Source organism: Tsuneonella rigui (assembly GCF_003958625.1).
Classification (GTDB): domain Bacteria; phylum Pseudomonadota; class Alphaproteobacteria; order Sphingomonadales; family Sphingomonadaceae; genus Tsuneonella; species Tsuneonella rigui.
Genome location: NZ_RSEL01000020.1, coordinates 243396 through 260611, shown reverse-complemented (window position 1 = coordinate 260611; position 17216 = coordinate 243396). Strand labels below are relative to the sequence as shown.

17 protein-coding genes and 1 tRNA gene are annotated in these 17216 nt (G+C 65.9%); 8 read left to right on the top strand and 10 right to left on the bottom strand.

Going from position 1 to position 17216, the window contains the following annotated elements; all coding sequences use genetic code 11:
• Positions 1–617 precede the first annotated feature (617 nt).
• Positions 618–708 (bottom strand) — tRNA-Ser (locus tag ELY12_RS09725).
• A gap of 75 nt (positions 709–783) precedes the next feature.
• Here ELY12_RS09725 and ELY12_RS09720 point away from each other — a divergent pair.
• Together ELY12_RS09720 and ELY12_RS09715 are read left to right on the top strand one after the other, a co-directional pair.
• A complete protein-coding gene (locus tag ELY12_RS09720; protein ID WP_126176490.1) occupies positions 784–1185 on the top strand; it encodes a metallopeptidase family protein in 402 nt (133 codons plus the stop codon).
• A 38-nt stretch (positions 1186–1223) separates the two neighbouring features.
• Positions 1224–2168 carry a peptidylprolyl isomerase gene (locus ELY12_RS09715; protein ID WP_126176489.1) on the top strand — a complete coding sequence of 315 codons (945 nt, stop codon included), beginning with the start codon at positions 1224–1226 and terminating at the stop codon, positions 2166–2168.
• Here the strand turns inward: ELY12_RS09715 and ELY12_RS09710 are convergent.
• From ELY12_RS09710 to hemF, 5 genes are all read right to left on the bottom strand, one after another.
• The gene (locus ELY12_RS09710; RefSeq protein WP_126176488.1) at positions 2165–2881 is read right to left on the bottom strand and encodes a class I SAM-dependent methyltransferase; all 717 of its coding nucleotides are present in this window, start codon (positions 2879–2881) and stop codon (positions 2165–2167) included. The genes ELY12_RS09715 and ELY12_RS09710 overlap by 4 nt on opposite strands.
• Positions 2882–2898: 17 nt before the next feature.
• Positions 2899–3258: a VOC family protein gene (locus ELY12_RS09705; protein ID WP_126176487.1), complete on the bottom strand. Its 360-nt coding sequence runs from the start codon at positions 3256–3258 to the stop codon at positions 2899–2901.
• Complete coding sequence (locus ELY12_RS09700; RefSeq protein ID WP_126176486.1) at positions 3255–5345, bottom strand: RelA/SpoT family protein; 2091 nt, start codon at positions 5343–5345, stop codon at positions 3255–3257. The genes ELY12_RS09705 and ELY12_RS09700 overlap by 4 nt, the downstream gene beginning before the upstream one ends.
• Positions 5346–5569: 224 nt before the next feature.
• Positions 5570–7462: a M1 family metallopeptidase gene (locus ELY12_RS09695; protein WP_126176485.1), complete on the bottom strand. Its 1893-nt coding sequence runs from the start codon at positions 7460–7462 to the stop codon at positions 5570–5572.
• Between the two features lie 119 nt (positions 7463–7581).
• Positions 7582–8439 (bottom strand): oxygen-dependent coproporphyrinogen oxidase, encoded by an 858-nt coding sequence (gene hemF, locus ELY12_RS09690; RefSeq protein ID WP_126176484.1) that lies wholly within the window; start codon positions 8437–8439, stop codon positions 7582–7584.
• A gap of 44 nt (positions 8440–8483) precedes the next feature.
• On the opposite strand from hemF, the gene pdeM reads away from it, so the two are divergent.
• From pdeM to ELY12_RS09670, 4 genes are all read left to right on the top strand, one after another.
• Entirely contained in the window at positions 8484–9191 is a 708-nt protein-coding gene (gene pdeM, locus ELY12_RS09685; protein ID WP_126176483.1) for a ligase-associated DNA damage response endonuclease PdeM, read from the top strand.
• A gap of 97 nt (positions 9192–9288) precedes the next feature.
• Positions 9289–9810 carry a translation initiation factor IF-3 gene (gene infC / locus ELY12_RS09680; protein ID WP_126176482.1) on the top strand — a complete coding sequence of 174 codons (522 nt, stop codon included), beginning with the start codon at positions 9289–9291 and terminating at the stop codon, positions 9808–9810.
• A 127-nt stretch (positions 9811–9937) separates the two neighbouring features.
• The gene (locus tag ELY12_RS09675; protein ID WP_126176481.1) at positions 9938–11068 is read left to right on the top strand and encodes a DUF547 domain-containing protein; all 1131 of its coding nucleotides are present in this window, start codon (positions 9938–9940) and stop codon (positions 11066–11068) included.
• A gap of 192 nt (positions 11069–11260) precedes the next feature.
• Positions 11261–11722, top strand: a complete 462-nt coding sequence (locus ELY12_RS09670; RefSeq protein WP_126176480.1) for a hypothetical protein — start codon at positions 11261–11263, stop codon at positions 11720–11722.
• Here the strand turns inward: ELY12_RS09670 and ELY12_RS09665 are convergent.
• Positions 11719–12378 (bottom strand): hypothetical protein, encoded by a 660-nt coding sequence (locus ELY12_RS09665; RefSeq protein ID WP_241229809.1) that lies wholly within the window; start codon positions 12376–12378, stop codon positions 11719–11721. The two genes, ELY12_RS09670 and ELY12_RS09665, sit on opposite strands and share 4 nt — an antisense overlap.
• Before the next feature lie 152 nt (positions 12379–12530).
• On the opposite strand from ELY12_RS09665, the gene ELY12_RS09660 reads away from it, so the two are divergent.
• On the top strand, positions 12531–13823 hold the full coding sequence (locus ELY12_RS09660) for an MFS transporter (RefSeq protein ID WP_126176479.1): 1293 nt from the start codon (positions 12531–12533) through the stop codon (positions 13821–13823).
• Positions 13824–13982: 159 nt separating this feature from the next.
• Entirely contained in the window at positions 13983–15275 is a 1293-nt protein-coding gene (locus ELY12_RS09655; protein WP_126176478.1) for a cystathionine gamma-synthase family protein, read from the top strand.
• Positions 15276–15282: 7 nt separating this feature from the next.
• Here the strand turns inward: ELY12_RS09655 and ELY12_RS09650 are convergent, their stop codons facing one another.
• The 3 genes from ELY12_RS09650 to ELY12_RS09640 are packed head-to-tail and all read right to left on the bottom strand — an operon-like array spanning position 15283 to position 17149.
• On the bottom strand, positions 15283–15813 hold the full coding sequence (locus ELY12_RS09650) for a hypothetical protein (protein WP_126176477.1): 531 nt from the start codon (positions 15811–15813) through the stop codon (positions 15283–15285).
• A 50-nt stretch (positions 15814–15863) separates the two neighbouring features.
• Complete coding sequence (locus tag ELY12_RS09645) at positions 15864–16619, bottom strand: phytanoyl-CoA dioxygenase family protein (RefSeq protein ID WP_164549470.1); 756 nt, start codon at positions 16617–16619, stop codon at positions 15864–15866.
• Entirely contained in the window at positions 16616–17149 is a 534-nt protein-coding gene (locus ELY12_RS09640; protein WP_126176475.1) for a J domain-containing protein, read from the bottom strand. The genes ELY12_RS09645 and ELY12_RS09640 overlap by 4 nt, the downstream gene beginning before the upstream one ends.
• Between the last annotated feature and the right edge of the window lie 67 nt (positions 17150–17216).

Here is a 17216-nt window from a genome sequence, read left to right as displayed (position 1 = left end):
TATTTCATGCAAAAGGAAATTCGGCGCGCGGGGATTACGGGGACGCGACCACGGTTTAATCATGTTGCGCAAATTTCGGCGGGCATGTGACGAGTCGCATCCCTGCCGAGCGGCGGCGTCTTGATATCAGCCATTGTAGAGACTTGACGGTAGAATCGGGTTGAAGTCGAGCAAACGGTGCAAAAAAATTTTGCGCCTAGCTTTGGCGAGTTAAGTACTCTCATATTTCGCCCCGGGGGTGCGAGCAGACCTGAATGGAACCGCCACTGATGAACGCGTCAACCTCCACACCACGTCCCCCGGGGGGTGGGTAGGCGATCGTCGAGACGTCTGTCAGTTTTGTCAGTGCAGCGGGACTCGACTGTAATGAGACGTTGCGAGGCCGCGTGCGGACCTCGCGGATGACGAGTGGTTCAAGTTTGGTCAATCCGATCGACAAGCCGCATCCTGCCAGGTCGATGGTATAGATTGTAGCGGTGGATGTTTGGCAAGGTCGTGTTCGCTGCGGGCCGCCGGGAAGCGCTGCAAATCGGATCGGAAAGTGGTAACCAGTGTGGGAACCAGTGCAACTGGAGGTCAAAAAAATTCTGGGAATGTAGAGGCTTACGCGACTGCGATGGCGGAGCGGGAGGGATTCGAACCCTCGATACGCTTGTGACGTATACTCACTTTCCAGGCGAGCGCCTTCGACCACTCGGCCACCGCTCCGCATGCACTGGACGCGCGCACCTAGCGGTGACCATCGACGCTGACAAGCGCGGCGGCGATGCCTAGATGGGCGGCATGACCCGTACCTTTGGAACCCCGCCCTCGCCCGCCGAGTTCGAAGCCATCGCTCGCGCCGCGTTGGCGCGGCTGCCGGCGGAGTTCGCGCAGAATACTCAGGACGTGGTGCTGTCGGTGGAGGAGTTCGCCGACGCGGAGACGCTGGCCGAGGTGGGGCTCGAGGACCCGTTCGAGCTGACCGGCCTATTCGAGGGCATCGGACTGACCGAGCAGTCGATCGAGCATAGCGGGCAGATGCCCAACCGCGTGCGGCTGTTCCGCGGAGCGATCCTCGACGAATGGATCGCCGAGGGCGAGGATTTGGAGCACCTGATCGCGCACGTGGTGATCCACGAGATCGGCCACCACTTCGGCCTCAGCGACGACGACATGCACGCGCTGGAGGACGCGGCCGACTGACGCTTGCCTTGGCCGCCGCGCGTGGCACAACGCGGGGTATGAGAACCCTCGTCATCGCCGCCGCCTTGCTCGCCGCGCCCGCCCTTGCCGCCGAACCGGCCGCGACCTACCCGCCCACGCCGAGCGAAATCGTCGCCGCCGCGCCGCAGAGCGAATGGGTGGCGATCGATCCCAAGGACCTGCTGGTGATGACCCTCGCGCCGGATACTGCCGGCCGGGAACGCAAGGTGGTGATCCAACTCATCCCCAGACCGTTCAGTCAGACGTGGGTGACCAACATTCGCACCCTTGCCCAGGCGCACTGGTGGGACGGTCTGGCGATCGTGCGCGCCCAGGACAACTACGTCGTTCAGTGGGGCGATCCCGATGGCGAGGACAAGGCAAAGGCGCGCCCGCTCCCGGCGGACATCCGCCCAACCAGCGAAGCGGAATACATCGATCATCCCCGCTTCGGCCCGCCGCACGTCTTCAAGATCCTGCCTACGCCGGTGCTGGAGGATGCCTACGCGCCGCTGACGACTTTCGAAGGCGGTTTCCCCGTCGGCCGCGACGGGCGCGATCGGTGGCCGGTGCACTGCTACGGCTCGGTCGGCGTGGGCCGCGATGTCTCGCCGAACGCGGGGACGGGAGCGGAGCTTTACACCGTCATCGGCCACGCGCCGCGCCATCTCGACCGCAACATCGCGGTGGTCGGGCGGGTGATCGAGGGGATCGAGCACCTCTCCACCCTGCCCCGCGGCACCGAGGCGCTGGGTTTCTACGCCACTCCCGCCGAGCGGACGCCGATCGTATCGGTCCGCCTCGTGAGCGAGCTGCCCAAGGCGGAGCAGCCCAAGTTCGAATATCTCTCGACCGAGACCGACACCTTCGCCCGCTACGCAAACGCACGCGCCAACCGGCACGATGCGTTCTTCATCAAGCCCGCCGGCGGCGTGGACGTGTGCAACGTGCCGGTGCCGGTGCGGCGGGTGCCGGCGGGCTAGTTCAGCCCGAACACCTCGGCACCCTCGGCCGAGCCGACACGGCGCCACGGCGCCTCGCTGAACAGGTCGGGCGCGCGGGGGTTCACGTAGACCACGCGCACCGCGCGCGGGTGGGCCTCCGCCGAGGCGGCGATCTTGCGGGCGATCTTCTCCACCAGCGGGCGGTCGAACGGGTTGTTCATGAACACCACGAGGTCGGTCGTGGGGTACGCGAACTGCTCCGCATCGCCGAGCTGGTTGGTAATCCGCGGATCGCCCAATTTCTCGATGTTGCGCAAGCTCACCGCGTGCATCTCCTCGGCGAACTCGATTCCGGTGATCGCGGCGAAGGGATAGTCGGCCGCCATCAGCAGGCAGCGCCCCTTGCCCGATCCCAGGTCGACAAAGGTGAACCCGGTTGGATCGATGTCGAGCGCGGCCATCGCATTATGGAAGTGCGCGGGGCCGGTGGCGATGTGCGAGACGCCCAGCGCCGTGTTGTCCGAATGGATCGTAAGGTCGAACAGGTGCGTGGTGCCGCCGGTGTCGACGCCCAGCGCCTCGTCGAACGCCCGGTCAGCGGCTTCCTTGGCGCGGCGGTGCTCCTCCGCTTCGCGCGACGGCAGGCCGATGGCGATGCGGAGATACTTGATCACCCGCTGGATCGTGCCGAGCACGCCTTCGCGCCGGGCCACCGCCAGCGTGCGGCGCGCGATCCATCCAATGTCCGCCATCCCGCCCCCTGTCGAACCTAAAGCTTCTGCATCAGTTCGATGCGATTGCCGAACGGATCGGCGATGTCTCCGCGCGCATAGCCGTCGAGCGGCTGGCCGTCGGCAAACGCCACCCCGTGCTCCGCCAGCCGCGCGCGCAGCGCGGCGAGATCGGCCACCAGCAGCGCCGGATGCGCTTTCGTAGCGGCCCGAAACGGCTCCTCCACCCCGAGATGCAACTCGAGGCTGGGACCATAGAACCAGCAGCCGCCCCGCGCGGCGAGGTGCGGCGGCTTCTCGCGCTCGGCCAGCCCCAGCACGTCACGGTAAAACGCCCGCGCCCGCTCTTCCCCGCCGGCGGGCATCGCCAATTGCACGTGGTCGAGCCCGACGATCACAGCCGCTCCGCCTGCGCTACCGCATCGCTTGCGCGCAAGGTGCTGAGGATGCGGGTGAGGTGCGCCAGGTCCTCGACATCGAGCTCGACTTCGTAAGTCGAGAACGGATGATCGCGGTGGGTCTGCTCCAGTGCGACGACGTTGGCGTGGTTCTGCGCGAACAGGCCCGCCATCTCTGCCAGCGTGCCGGGGCGGTCATACAAGATCACCCGCAGCCGCCCGATCGCGCCGTGGCTGTCGCGACCCCACGACAGGTCGATCCAGTCGGCATCGATCCCGCTCGCGAGCTCCAAGCAGTCGATTGCGTGGACCTCAACCGGCGCACCCGCCTTGCGCAAGCCGACGATCCGGTCGCCCGGCACCGGGTGGCAGCATTCGGCAAGTTGGAAGCCGACGCCCGGGGTCAAGCCGCGGATCGAGATCGCCTTTTCCTGCTTGGGCCATTCGGATTGCTCCTCGGTCCCCGCGGTGCTGCCGGGCACGAGCGCTTCCATCACGTCGCGGTCGGGCAGCTTGTTGGCCCCGATCGCGTACATCAGCTCGTCCTCGTCCTCGAGCCCCAGCCGCTTGACCGCCTCGCGGATCGCCTTCTTGCCGATCTTGGCGGGGAGGCGCGCGGCGATCTCGTCGAACAGCTTGCGCCCCAGCACGGCTACCTCGTCGCGCTCCTTCAGCCGCACCGCGCGGCGGATCGAGGCGCGCGCCTTGCCAGTGGTGACGAACCCCAGCCACGACAGCTGCGGCTCAGCGTGTTTGCCCTTGATGATCTCCACCACGTCGCCGTTGCCCAGCACCGTGCGCAGCGGCATGTGCCGCCCGTTGATCTTGGCACCCACCGTCTGCGCGCCGAGATCGGTGTGGACGGCGAAGGCGAAGTCGACCGGGGTCGCGCCTTTGGGCAGCTGGAACAGCGCGCCCTTGGGGGTGAAGGCGAAGATGCGATCCTGGTAGATCGCCATTCGCGTATGCTCGAGCAACTCCTCGGCATCATGGCTGGCGTCGACGATCTCGATCAGGTCGCGCAGCCAACCGACCTGCCCGTCGGGCCGGTCGCCCTGCTTGTAGGCCCAGTGCGCGGCCAGGCCGAACTCGTTGGTATGATGCATCTCGCGGGTGCGTATCTGCACCTCCACCCGCATCGAATTCTCGTAGATCAGGCTGGTGTGCAGCGACCGATAGCCGTTGTTCTTCGGCGTCGAGATGTAGTCCTTGAAACGCCCCGGAATGAACTGCCACGTCTTATGCAGCACGCCCAGCGCGCGGTAGCAGTCGAGATCGCTGTCGGCGATTACCCGGAACGCCATGATGTCCGTCACCTGCTCGAAGCTGACGTGGCGCTCGGCCATCTTGCGCCAAATCGAATAGGGGTGCTTCTCGCGCCCCGAGACCTCGACCTTGAGCCCCGCTTCGGCGAGCGCCTGCTTGATCGCCAGCGCGATCGCATCGACCTGCCCGTGATCCTGTGCCCTGATCTGGGCGAGGCGCCCGGTGATGGTGGCGTAGGCCTCGGGCTCGGTCTGTTCGAACGCGAGCATCTGCATCTCGCGCACGTATTCGTACATCCCCACCCGCTCGGCGAGCGGAGCGTAAATCTCCATCGTCTCGCGCGCGATGCGCTGGCGCTTTTCGGGCGATTTTATGAAGTGCAGCGTGCGCATGTTGTGCAGTCGGTCGCCCAGCTTGACCAGCAGCACGCGGATGTCCTCGCTCATCGCGAGGAGGAACTTGCGCAGGTTCTCGGCTGCCCGCTCGTTCTCGGGCATCGCCTCGATCTTGGAAAGCTTGGTGACGCCGTCGACCAGCCGCGCCACTTCGGGGCCGAAATGCTCCTCGACATCCTCGATCGTCGCCAGCGTGTCTTCCACGGTATCGTGAAGCAGCGCGGTGATGATGGTTTCCTGGTCGAGCTTGAGGTCGGTCATCAGGCCCGCGACCTCGACCGGATGGCTGAAATAGGGGTCCCCGCTGGCGCGCTTCTGGGTGCCGTGCTTCTGCACGGTATAGACATAGGCGCGGTTGAGCAGCGCCTCGTCGGCGTCCGGATCGTACTCCTTGACCCGCTCGACCAGTTCGTATTGCCGCAACATCTGAAGCTAGATGTGCGGATTGATCGGGGCGGGGCAAGAACTTTCGGCGTGGGCGAAAAGAAGCACCAACCCCGGGTCAAGCCCGGGGCGACGACACTGGAGTGTGGGATACAGCCTAACCCCGCCGCCCAACGCCGTCACCCCGGCCCCCGAGCCGGGGTGGTGCTTTTCTTCCTGAGCCTTCGCCGAGAACCAACTCCAAGCCAAGAAGCGCGTTGCCCGCCCTACTTCACCACCTTGTCGACACTGTCCCGCGTCACCGCGTGGTACAGCGGGCGCGTCTGGCCATAGATGCGCTTGGCGATCGCCTGCCCCCACGCGCCTTCTCCCATCAGCGTGCGGAACATCGGCTCGACGAACTTGCGCCGGCCGACGCGGGTCAGGAACTGCTCGGCAACCGGCACCGCCGGCTCATAGCGGTTGGCGAGCGCCAGCTGGAGCCAGGCGAACAGCACCTCGTCGTTGCCCTCCCGCGACAGCCCGAGCGCCTGATCGAGCGCCGCAAGCTGCGTGGCGGTGCGCTCCTTCGGCGCCTCGGCCATGAAACGCAGGCGCTCGGCTGTGGTCCACTTGCTCCACGCGGCTGCGGGGATCGACCCGCTGCCGGCATACCCCGCCGCCGCCGCATCGACCTCGGCAAAAGCCGCGGCAACCGGACGCACCGCGTTCGCGGGCAGGCCCGGCTGGTAGATCCACTCGTCGAGCATCAACCGCTGTGCGAGCGCGGGGTCATTGCCGACGAGGTTCGCCTTCATGTCGGCAAGGATCATCGCGCTGGTCGCCGGCTGGAAGGCGTGGTTGTCGAACCACTGGCGCAGCCAGGCATCGAAGCGCGGGCGGCCGACGATGGTCTCGACCGTGCGCATGAACTCCGCGCCCTTGTCGTAGATCACCCCGCCCAGCCCGGCGTCGGGGCCCGCGACGCTGTCGGGCAAGTGGAGCGCGGTCTCGGGGTTGTTGGCGCCGGCATCTTGCAACTCGCGCTCCATTTCGGCGAAGCTCAGCGCGGCCTCCTGCTGCGCGCGGTGGGTGCCGTAGAGCGCCTCGATGATGCGGTTCTCGAAGTAGCTGGTGACGCCCTCGTTGAGCCACGAATCCGCCCAGTTGGCGTTGGTCACGAGGTTGCCCGACCACGAATGCGCCAGCTCGTGGGCTACCAGGCCGTTGAGGCCCCGGTCGCCCGCGATGAAGGTCGGCGTCAGGAACGTGAGCGTCGGGTTTTCCATCCCGCCGTAGGGGAAGCTCGGCGGCAGGACGATCATGTCGTAGCGGCCCCAGCGGTAGGGACCGTAGAGCCTCTCCGCCGCCTCGACCATTTTCTCGGTATCGGCGGTCTCGTAAGCGGCGGCGTCGAGCGTCGCCGGCTCGGCCCAGACGCCGGTGCGGGGGCCGATCTTGCGGAAGGCAATGTCGCCCGCAGCGATCGCGATCAGGTAGGGCGCAACCGGCTTGTCCATCGCGTAGGTGAAGGCCCGGCGGTCGCCGAGGTCCTCGGGCTCGCCCTGCTTGAGGCCCGACATCACCACGGTCAGCGGCTTGGGCGCGGTGATCCGCGCGCGCCAGGTCTGGCGGATGCCGGGGCTGTCCTGCGTCGGAATCCAGGTCCGGTTGAGGATCGCCTGCCCTTGGCTGAACAGGAACGGCTGCGCCTTGCCCGCGGTCTGCTCGGGCGCGAGCCACTGCAGCGCCTCGGCGCCCGGGGCAGCGGTGTACTGGATCGCGATCCGCCGCCGCTCCGCGCCGGGGCCGATGGCGATCGTCAACGGCGCGCCCTTCCCTTCGGTCGAGGCGCCGACGGTGAACGGCAGCTCGCGCCCCGCTTCGTCGGTGATGCGGCTCACCTGCAACCCGCGGTCGTCGAGCACCAACTCGGTCGCGCCGGGTGCGGCGAGGACGTAGAGCGTGGCGGTTCCGCCGACTGCTTTGGCCGCGAAGTCGAGCGCGAGGTCGAGATCGACATGGGTCACGCGCGCAATCTCGGGCCGCGCATAGGTCGCGGTGTCGCGCGCATCGGCGGTCGTCAGCACCGGCGCGATCATCTCTCTCCGCGGCCCATCCGCCTTCATCGTGGTGCACGCGGCGGTCGAGAGAAGCAGAAGGGCGGCAAGGCTGCGCATGGGTATCTCCGGATTTTCCTACATGAAAACCGCATGCTAGCCTGCGCGCGGTTCTTTCACATCTGTTGGATTCGCGTCCCGCTCGGCTCGCTGCCGCGCATGGACGATGTTTGCGATGTTCAGCTCCACACCGCTTCGGGGGGGAGGCTCATCAGGATGGCATCGATGTTACCGCCCGTCTTGAGCCCGAACAGCGTCCCGCGGTCGTAGACGAGGTTGAATTCGGCATAGCGCCCGCGCCATTCGAGTTGCTGCCGCTTCTCATCGGGCGTGAACGCCGCGCCCATCCGCCGCCGGACGAGCTTGGGGAAGACGTCGAGAAACGCCCGGCCGACATCCTGCGTGAAGGCGAAGTGCCGCTCCCACGCGGCCTCGTCGGTGCACTCGAGATGGTCATAGAAGATGCCGCCGACCCCGCGATGCACGCCGCGATGGGGGATGTAGAAGTAGTCGTCGGCCCACTTCTTGAACTGGTCGTAATAGGTCGGGTTGTGCCCCGCGCAGGCCGCGCGGAAGGCGGCATGGAACTGTTCGGTATCTTCCTCGTACGGGATCGGCGGGTTGAGGTCCGCGCCGCCGCCGAACCACGCCTTGCTGGTGGTCAGGAACCGGGTGTTCATGTGCACCGCCGGCACGTGCGGATTGGCCATGTGCGCGACCAGGCTGATGCCGGTGGCGGTGAAGCCCGGATCAGCCTCGCTCGCCCCGTTTATGGTGGCGGCGAAGCCGGGGGCGAAGTTGCCGTGAACGGTCGAGACGTTGACGCCGACCTTCTCGAACACCCGGCCCTTCATCACCCCACGGGTGCCGCCGCCGGGATCGGCCTGCCCCTCCTCCTGGCGTTGCCACGCCGTGTATTCGAACGCCGCGTCCGACCCTGCCTCGCGCTCGATCGCTTCGAAGGCGGCGCAGATATCGTCGCGCAAGGCTTCGAACCAGTCCTTCGCGCGGGCGGTGTAAGGGGTCCAATCGGTCATCCGCTCCCCTTGCCAAGCGGAATCGGCTCGGGCAAGAGCGGGCCATGGTTCCCTTTTCGTTCGCAGGTGAAGAGTTCGCTCTGACGCAAGGCCGCGCGCTCTATTGGCCGCGCGAGCGGGCCTTGCTGGTGGCCGACCTGCACCTCGAGAAGGCGAGCTTCTTCGCCCGCCACGGGCAAATGCTACCGCCCTACGACAGCCGCGAGACGCTCGAGCGACTGGCACTGGCGATCCGCGAAACGGGCGCCCGGCGGGTCTACACGCTGGGCGACAACTTCCATGATTCGCGCGGGGTTCAGCGGCTCGAGCCGCACGCCGCCCGGATGCTCGCCGCGCTCACCCGCGCTACGGATTGGGTGTGGATCACCGGCAACCACGACATCGACAAGGTCAGCGGATCAGCCGAGGCGGCGGCCGGCGGCACCATGGCGGACGAGCTCGACATTGCCGGCATGATCCTGCGCCACCGCGCCAAGGCCGGCGAGACCCGGCCGGAGCTGTCGGGTCATTATCACCCGCGCCTCCAGCTCACCGTGCGCGAGCGGCGCATTCGCCGCCCCTGCGCGGTGGTGAGCGCCGACGGCAACGGCTCGGGCCGGATGATCCTGCCCGCGTTCGGCGCGCTGACCGGGGGGATGGACGCGGCCGATCCGGCGATCCTCAAGGCGCTCCAGCCGGCGCGCGCGATCGACGCGGTCGTGCCCGCCGGTGGCAAGTTAGCCACATTTCCGCTGTGGCGTGCCGCCGCCTGACGCGCGGCTCTTTCGTATTGGACGATTCGCCACTAAGTAGCGCGCCCACGAACACGGCATTTCAGGAGAACGCCCCATAGCTCGTCCCCCCCGGCGCATGCTGGCCCCGCCCGTCAAGAGCGGCCCGCGCTTTGATAATATGATCCAGTCCGACAAGGTTCGCGTCATCGACGAGAACGGCGAGAACCTCGGCGTGATGTACACGCGCGAAGCGATCGAGCAGGCCAACGAAATCGGCCTTAACCTGGTCGAGATCTCCCCCAACGCCGATCCGCCGGTCGCCAAGTTCCTCGATGTCGGCAAGCACCGCTACGAAGCGCAGAAGAAGGCCAACGCCGCGCGCAAGACGCAGAAGACGCAGGACATCAAAGAGATCAAGATGCGTCCGAACATCGATGATCACGACTACGATGTGAAGATGCGCAGCGTGAAGAAGTTCATCGAGGAAGGCGACAAGGTCAAAATGACCCTGCGCTTCCGCGGGCGCGAGATGGCGCACCAGGAACTGGGCATGAACCTGCTCAAGCGGGTGCAGGAAGATACCGCCGAGATCGCCAAGGTCGAAGCCTATCCCCGCCTCGAAGGCCGCCAGATGCTGATGGTGATCTCACCGAAGTAAGCTGCCGCCGCTTCTCGCCGCATCTCGTAAGGTCATTTCCGATCAACGCCTTGCCTGTTCGACGAACGGGCATGCGTCCGGGCGCGGGCCGGATTAAGGTGGATCAGACCTGGGGACGCGACGATTCATGCTACGCAACGCTATCTTGTGCGCATTGGCGCTCATCTCGCTTGGCGCAATTGCGCCGGCCAGCGCGCAAGATAGCGGTGTGCGGACTGCCCAAGTGGAGGACTTCGCCCGCTTCGTCCCCCGCTCGGACACCGTCTCAACCCGGCTAGATTTCAGCTATTGGGACAAGGCGCTCCACTGGTTCGTGCTCAGGATGGGTCGCTCGCTACGCGAATCCGAGCCCACGCCCGACAAGCTGACCGGCTCGCACATGATATTCGGGCACGATTCCCGCTATCGGCTCGAAGGCAACCGGGTGGCGTTCTCGGTGATGACCGATCAAGTTCGAAACGAGCTCACCGAATACCGCCGCGAGCTCGAACAGCTACCGGACACGGTCCCGCTGACCCGGCTAAACCGCAACGAGCAGCTCGCGTACTGGATCAATCTCCACAACGTCGCAGTGATCGAGCAGATCGCCCTCGCCTACCCGCTGTCGACACCCTCGCGGTTGCGCGTCGGCGGCGTGCCGCTCGACGAGGCGCCCTTCATCACGGTCGCCGGGGTGCACATGAGCCCGCGCGATATCCGCACCCGGATCGTTTATCCCAACTGGCACGATCCGAAGGTCATCTACGGCTTCTGGCACGGCGACATCGGCGGGCCGTCGATCAGCCGGGAGGCATACGACGGGACCAACGTCGGCCAGGTGCTGGACGAGGTGGCGCAGGAATTCGTCGGCTCGCTGCGCGGCACCCAACGCAGCGGCGATACGCTGCTGGTTTCGCGCCTCTATCTCGAGGCCCGTCCGTTCTACTTCCCCGACTGGCCCCGCGGCCTGCGCGCGCACCTGCTCAAGTACAGCAGCCCCGAAGTGACCGAACTGATCAGCGCGACCCAAGCCGTCGAAGCCGAGATTGAGGAGACCGACATCGCCGACCTCTCCAAGGGCGAGCGCGAGCCGAACTACACCGAGCTGGTGATCAACGGCATCCAGCCGGGCATCGGCGTCGACGGCGCGGTGGCGCGGCTGCTCAGGGAGCGGCAGGAGAAGCTCGAAGAAATCTACCGCCGCGACGGGCCGCGCGGGCAGGTGATCGTCGGCCAGGGTCAGGGTGAGGTGCCCAAGGAGCCCGAGACCGTCCGGTAACGTCATCGCCCGGGGCGGGAACGCTTGCAACAGTCAGGTCATTTCTAACGTATGATCAGATATCCTCGGACCACTCTGGTGGTCGCTTGTACCTCGTTACTCGCAGCGTGTGGCGGATCCGAAGTTTCGCCCACTTCGGATCGAACCGAACCCGCGCAAGCGTCTGCCGCCCCCGAAGCGACGACTACTGCTTTGCCTTCAGCGCCCTCTCCCTCGCCCGACGCAACCGAAGCGGGCGAGAACGATGGCGCACCGAACATCACGCCCGCCCCTCTTACCCAAGAAGCAGCCAAGACTGAGAAAGGCGCCCGCGCCAACTTGCTTGCCTGGGCGCGGGGAATCGAACTGCGCGAGTTCGACCAGGCGTGGAGCCTGATGGGCGACGCCGCCAAGGCGCAGACCTCCAAGGCGCAATTCAATGCGCTGTTTCACCCATTGAGCAACATCACAGTCGCCGTGCCCGATGGCGAAATGGAAGGAGCAGCGGGATCGAGCTATTACACCGTACCGACGACGGTCACCGGCACGCTGGCAGACGGCACAAAGGCCGTGCTCAAGGGCGACGTGGTCCTGCGCCGTGTCAACGACGTTGATGGTGCGACGCCCGAGCAGCTCACGTGGCACATCGAGCAGGTCAACTTGAAGCCGGTCTAGTCGATCCGGAAATCGACAATCGTGAATTTGGCCGGGCCAGTCGCGTAGACCCCATGGCCTAACCCTGACGTGGAACCGAATACAAAGCCGACACTGCCTGCGTTCGCAAGCGCCGCTTCGAACGCGGCGGGATTGGCCGACCGCTTCCATGCAACCACGGCGTTCCATTCTTCGTCGAGCGCAATCGAGACCGTGTGCAGCCCCGGCCGCAGGGTCTCAATTCGCTCATCAGGTGAATACCAGCGATAGGTCTGATAGCGGCCTTTGGCGGTCCAATTATCTCCGCGCTGTTGGATAAAGAGCGACAGCCAACCCGGCCCGCCGTTCTCCTGCCCGTAGAACCTGACCCCAGGGGCCGCGTCGATGCGATAGGTTAGCGTGATCCGCTTGGCGCCAGCCAACGACCCCACCGGCATGGTCACGGCATGAACGTGACCCGCTGCGCGAGACGGATAGGGGAAGTCGAAGCTCGGCCCATTACGGCCGGGTCGGAGATCGGGTGCCATCCCCACCGAATAATTGCGCCCGCGAATGACCGGCCCGACCGACCAATCCTGCGCAGACGGGTCAGCGGCAGTCGCCACCGCAGTCGGCATGATCGCGGTACCGGTGAAGCTCGTGGCGCCGACCGCCAGCGCAAGGAGGATCTTTCTCATCATTCTACTTCTAATCGACTTGCGCTTGCACAGCACTGAACCGAACAGTCGTCCAAGCTTAAGATGGGTCATGGTCCGGGATCGCTCGCCGCCGGCATTGCGCTCGCCGATGCCAAGTCTAGACCATCACAAGGTTGCCGAAAGAGGTGGGCATGCAACGCACGAGAGCACTTGCCATACCGCGCCGGCGCTTGGTTTCGATCATCGGCGGATCGGCCGGCAACCTCGTCGAATGGTACGACTGGTTCGCCTACGCGAGCTTCGCCATCTACTTCGCGCCGGTCTTCTTTCCCAAGGCTGATCCGACGGCCCAGTTGCTGAGCACGGCGACGATCTTCGCGGTCGGTTTCGTCCTGCGGCCGATCGGCGCGTGGGTCATGGGGCGCTTTGCCGACGCGCGCGGGCGCAAGGCGGGGCTGACGCTGTCGGTGGCGCTTATGTTCACCGGATCGATGATCCTCGCGCTTGCGCCGACCTATGCGACCGCTGGCCTGTTCGCGCCGGTGACGCTGGTCGTCGCGCGGATGATCCAGGGCCTGTCGCTGGGAGGCGAGTATGGGGCCAGCGCGACCTACTTGTCCGAAATGGCACCGAAGAAGAACCGCGGTTTCTGGGCGAGCTTCCAGTACATGACGCTGACCGCCGGCCAATTGCTGGCGATCGCGGTGGCCGTCGTGCTGCAGAGCGTGCTCAGCGAGGCGGAACTCACAGCGTGGGGCTGGCGCATCCCGTTCGTGATCGGCGCGATCCTGGCGGTGAGCGTTTACATCTTTCGGCGAAACCTGGCGGAGACGCCAGCCTTCGAGAATCAGGCTGCGGAGCGCCCCGCCTCGACCGCGCGGCTGCTGTGGCGGGAACACCGCCGCGAAAGCATTCTCGTGGCGATGCTGTCGGCGGGCGGCGGCGCGGGCTTCTATGCCTACACCACTTACATGCAGAAGTTCCTGCTCAACACGACCGGGTTCGACAAGGCGACCGCCACCGGCATCATTGCGGCGGGCTTGTTGTGGTTCACCGCGATGCAGCCTGTGTTCGGCGCGCTGGCGGATCGCTTTGGACGCAAGCCGATGTTGCTGGTGTTCGGGATCGGCGGGGCGATCGCGGCGGTGCCGGTGTTCCTGGCGCTCGAGCGTGCCACATCGCCGGTGGCCGCGACGCTGATCCTGTTGATCCCGCTCACGCTGCAATCGGGCTACAGCGCTAACAACGCGCTCGTGAAGGCCGAACTGTTCCCCGCCCACATCCGCGGTCTCGGGGTCGCCCTGCCCTACGCGATCGGCAACGCGATCTTCGCCGGCACGGTCGAGATGGTCGCCCTCAAGCTCAAGGAGCTGGGGGTCGAGCAGTGGTTCTATTTCTACGTAGCACTCGTCATCGCGATGGCTGGCGTCGCGACCCTCCTGCTGCCCGAAACCCGCGAGCGGAGCCTGATCGAGGACGACTGACAGCCGGTTGCGGTTGAAATCAAATCGACCCAGCGGTAATCGCGCCGGCGACCGGCGAGCCGGCGGAGATGCGTCCTGCGGAGGTTAGGACGCGAGCGCCCCGGCCTCCCTCATCCAGCTCCCGCCTCCCTGGGAGTGACTGGTTCGAGGAACCTCGCAATGTCCGATACGCCCTCCCGCAAGCCCAAGGCCGCCGTCACTTCGATCGGCAACCATGCGCTGAAGCCATCCACCTTGATGATGGGCGCGGGTTACGATCCGCAGCTGTCGGAAGGAAGCCTCAAACCGCCGATCTTCCTCACCAGCACCTTCGCGTTCGAGAACGCCGCTGCCGGCAAGCGTCACTTTGAAGGCATTACCGGCAAGCGCCCCGGGGGCGCCGAGGGCCTCGTCTATTCGCGCTTCAACGGCCCCAACCAGGAGATCCTCGAAGCGCGGCTCTCGATCTGGGACGGCGCCGAAGAGACACTCTGCTTCTCAAGCGGCATGACCGCGATCTGCGTGCTGCTGCTGACGTTCTGCTCGGCGGGCGACGTGATCGTCCACTCGGGCCCGCTCTACGCTGCGAGCGAGGGCTTCGTGGCCAAGCACATGAGCCGGTTCGGCGTGACCTATGTCGACTTCCCTGCCGGTGCCGACCGCGCGGAACTCGACGCCGTCATGGCGAAGGCCAAGGCGCAGGCCGAAGCGAACGGCGGCAAGGTGGCGATGGTCTATCTCGAGAGCCCAGCCAACCCGACCAACGCACTGGTCGATGTCGAGGCCGTGCGCGATGCGCGCGACGCCGCGCTGGGCGCCGATTGTCCCATCGCGATCGACAACACTTTCCTCGGCCCGCTGTGGTCTCGCCCGCTCGATCACGGGGCAGACATCGTGGTCTACTCGCTGACCAAATACGTCGGCGGCCATTCCGATCTCGTGGCCGGCAGCGTCTCGGGCGCCAAGAAGTGGATCACCCCGGTGCGCATGCTGCGCAATACGATGGGCGGGATCGCCGATCCCAACACCGCGTGGATGCTGCTCCGCAGCCTTGAGACCGTCGAGCTGCGCATGGACCGCGCGGGGCACAACGCCGCGAAGGTGTGCGCCTTCCTCGCCAGCCATCCCAAGGTTGAAGGGCTCGGCTACCTCGGCATGATCGACGATGCGCGGCAGCAGGACATCTTCGACCGCCATTGCACCGGCGCCGGCAGCACGTTCTCGGTGTTCATCAAGGGCGGCGAGGCCGAATGCTTCCGTTTCCTCGACGCGCTGACCATCGCCAAGCTCGCGGTCAGTCTCGGCGGCACCGAGACGCTTGCGAGCCATCCGGCATCGATGACCCACCTGTCGGTACCCGACGAACGCAAGATGGCGCTCGGCATCGCCGACAACCTGGTGCGGATCAGCATCGGCATCGAGGACCCCGACGATCTGATCGCGGACTTCCGTCAGGCGCTCGACGCGGTCTAGCGTAGGTTCAACAGCAATCAGTCTCGCGCTCGAACTCGGCGACCGCTTCGGCGCCGCGTTCGGCCTGAAGCTTCAGCTTCGTCATGCCCGTCGCTGCAGCCATGGTCGACATGCTGATCTCTTGCGCGAGTTGGGCCTGATTGAGGCCCGGTTGGTGATGGACGGTGTTGACGAACGTCACGCGGCACCGGTCATCGCCCAAGGGCTGGATCATATAATTCTCGTGGCTGCCGATGCGTAGACCGACGAGCGGCACGATGTTCGCCAGGAAGGCATAGTGTCGTCCGGGCACCGCGTCGGTGACGGTCATCAGGAAGTTCAGCTCCGGCGCGCGATCGTACCAGAGACGGTAAACCTCGGGCTGCTCACTTTCCCGGCGGACGATGTTTCCGCGCGCCCGCATTTGATTGCGCTCGTCTCCCCAGTCGAGCAGCGCATAGACCGCGTCGGCTGAGTTCTCGATTTCAATCGCGACCTTCAACTCGATCGGCTCGTCGGGCAACAGCTCCGGCTTCCCGCGCTTGAACAGTCCGAACATGTATTTCTCCCCGTTGCGGGAAGCTTAGCGGCGAAGGCTTTGCCGTTCGGTTACCGCGGGCGGCCTCGGATGAAGCGCGGGCCGAGCTCGGCAAAGACCGCGGGATCGCCCACCAGCTTGGCGCGAGCGTTCGCGTGGAAGTTCTTGTGGTCCACCCAATAAGGCCGGCAGACCGTGAAATAGAGCGCCGGCCGCGCTCGGTGGGTGCGATTGGCGAGGCCCGCGTGATTCGTGCGGAAGTCCCACACCGCCGCGTCGCCGCGGTTCAGCTCGATCGGGATCAGCTCCGACGGATCGGAAGCAGCCTGATGGCGGTGAGATCCCGGCACCGCGCCGGTCGGCGCGTAATCGGCGGTTACGTCCACCAACGGAATTGCCACGGTGAGCGCGGACGGCGGCAGGATGCGATCGACGCCGGTTTCCGGGAACAGCAGTCCGCCGTCGCGATGAGGACCCTGGGGCGGCGCGCCAGGGTGGACCATCAGCATACCGAACGCTTCGAAAACGTAATCGTCGGCCAGCATAGCCGCATAGAGTGCGTCTAGCCGATCGTCCGGGCAGAGGCCGCTGTTGCAGATAGCCGAGGTCAAACCGACGGGGGCGATGAAGCGCTCGTGCTTGTCACCCAGGTAGTCGTCGAGGCGATCGAGGTCGCTGAATTCGGGATGCTGCGCCGCGACTGTCGCAGCGAGCGAGTCGATCACTTCTGCGGTCCACAGGCCTTCGATCGCCACAACGCCATCGCGTCGCAATGCCTCGGCTGCTGCGTCGACGGAATTGGCCGCGACGCGGGCGATTTCGCTCACCCGCGCCACTCCCTCCGCTCTTGGGCCTGGCGCAGCACTTCGTAGGCGAGCTGGAGCTTCTGGAACTCCGCCGCGGCCGCCTCGTCGCCGGGCTTTACGTCGGGATGCACCTGCTTGGCCCGCTCGCGCCACGCCTTCTTGATTGCATTGTCGTCGGCGTCGGCTTCGAGGCCGAGCACTTCGAGCGCGCGCATCTCGTCGGCGCTGCGGCTGCCGTCGCCGCTACCGCCCCAGCCGTAGTGCGCCGCCTCGGCATAGCCGGCATTGTCGCGCTGCTCGGTCCGCGCGCGCTCGGCCGCCTCTTCCTTATCGAGGCCTTCGAAGTAATCCCACTTGCGATTGTATTCCGCCGCGTGCTGCTGGCAGAAATACCACCTGTCCTTGCTGTTAGGACTTTTGGGCGCGGGGCAATCACCGGGCTCATCGCAGCCGTGGCGGTCGCAGATGCGCACCTGCACTGCTTCCCGAGCGCCGCCGTATGCGCGCCAGCGAGGAAAACCCCAGTCCATCGAGCGCCGGGCGCCGGTCATCGAGTTCCGCTCACGTTCACCCGACTTGAGTAGGAGTTGCGGGCATCAAATGAAAGCGCCGGGAACG

What these genes read in the sequence shown, in the direction of transcription:
- ELY12_RS09665 (WP_241229809.1), bottom strand. Translation starts at nt 12,378, where the DNA reads ATGAGAAAGATCCTCCTTGCGCTGGCGGTCGGCGCCACGAGCTTCACC.
- pdeM (WP_126176483.1), top strand. Translation starts at nt 8,484, where the DNA reads ATGGTTCCCTTTTCGTTCGCAGGTGAAGAGTTCGCTCTGACGCAAGGC.
- ELY12_RS09675 (WP_126176481.1), top strand. Translation starts at nt 9,938, where the DNA reads ATGCTACGCAACGCTATCTTGTGCGCATTGGCGCTCATCTCGCTTGGC.
- hemF (WP_126176484.1), bottom strand. Translation starts at nt 8,439, where the DNA reads ATGACCGATTGGACCCCTTACACCGCCCGCGCGAAGGACTGGTTCGAA.
- ELY12_RS09695 (WP_126176485.1), bottom strand. Translation starts at nt 7,462, where the DNA reads ATGCGCAGCCTTGCCGCCCTTCTGCTTCTCTCGACCGCCGCGTGCACC.
- ELY12_RS09720 (WP_126176490.1), top strand. Translation starts at nt 784, where the DNA reads ATGACCCGTACCTTTGGAACCCCGCCCTCGCCCGCCGAGTTCGAAGCC.
- ELY12_RS09660 (WP_126176479.1), top strand. Translation starts at nt 12,531, where the DNA reads ATGCAACGCACGAGAGCACTTGCCATACCGCGCCGGCGCTTGGTTTCG.
- ELY12_RS09650 (WP_126176477.1), bottom strand. Translation starts at nt 15,813, where the DNA reads ATGTTCGGACTGTTCAAGCGCGGGAAGCCGGAGCTGTTGCCCGACGAG.
- ELY12_RS09700 (WP_126176486.1), bottom strand. Translation starts at nt 5,345, where the DNA reads ATGTTGCGGCAATACGAACTGGTCGAGCGGGTCAAGGAGTACGATCCG.
- infC (WP_126176482.1), top strand. Translation starts at nt 9,289, where the DNA reads ATGCTGGCCCCGCCCGTCAAGAGCGGCCCGCGCTTTGATAATATGATC.
- ELY12_RS09640 (WP_126176475.1), bottom strand. Translation starts at nt 17,149, where the DNA reads ATGACCGGCGCCCGGCGCTCGATGGACTGGGGTTTTCCTCGCTGGCGC.
- ELY12_RS09655 (WP_126176478.1), top strand. Translation starts at nt 13,983, where the DNA reads ATGTCCGATACGCCCTCCCGCAAGCCCAAGGCCGCCGTCACTTCGATC.
- ELY12_RS09710 (WP_126176488.1), bottom strand. Translation starts at nt 2,881, where the DNA reads ATGGCGGACATTGGATGGATCGCGCGCCGCACGCTGGCGGTGGCCCGG.
- ELY12_RS09715 (WP_126176489.1), top strand. Translation starts at nt 1,224, where the DNA reads ATGAGAACCCTCGTCATCGCCGCCGCCTTGCTCGCCGCGCCCGCCCTT.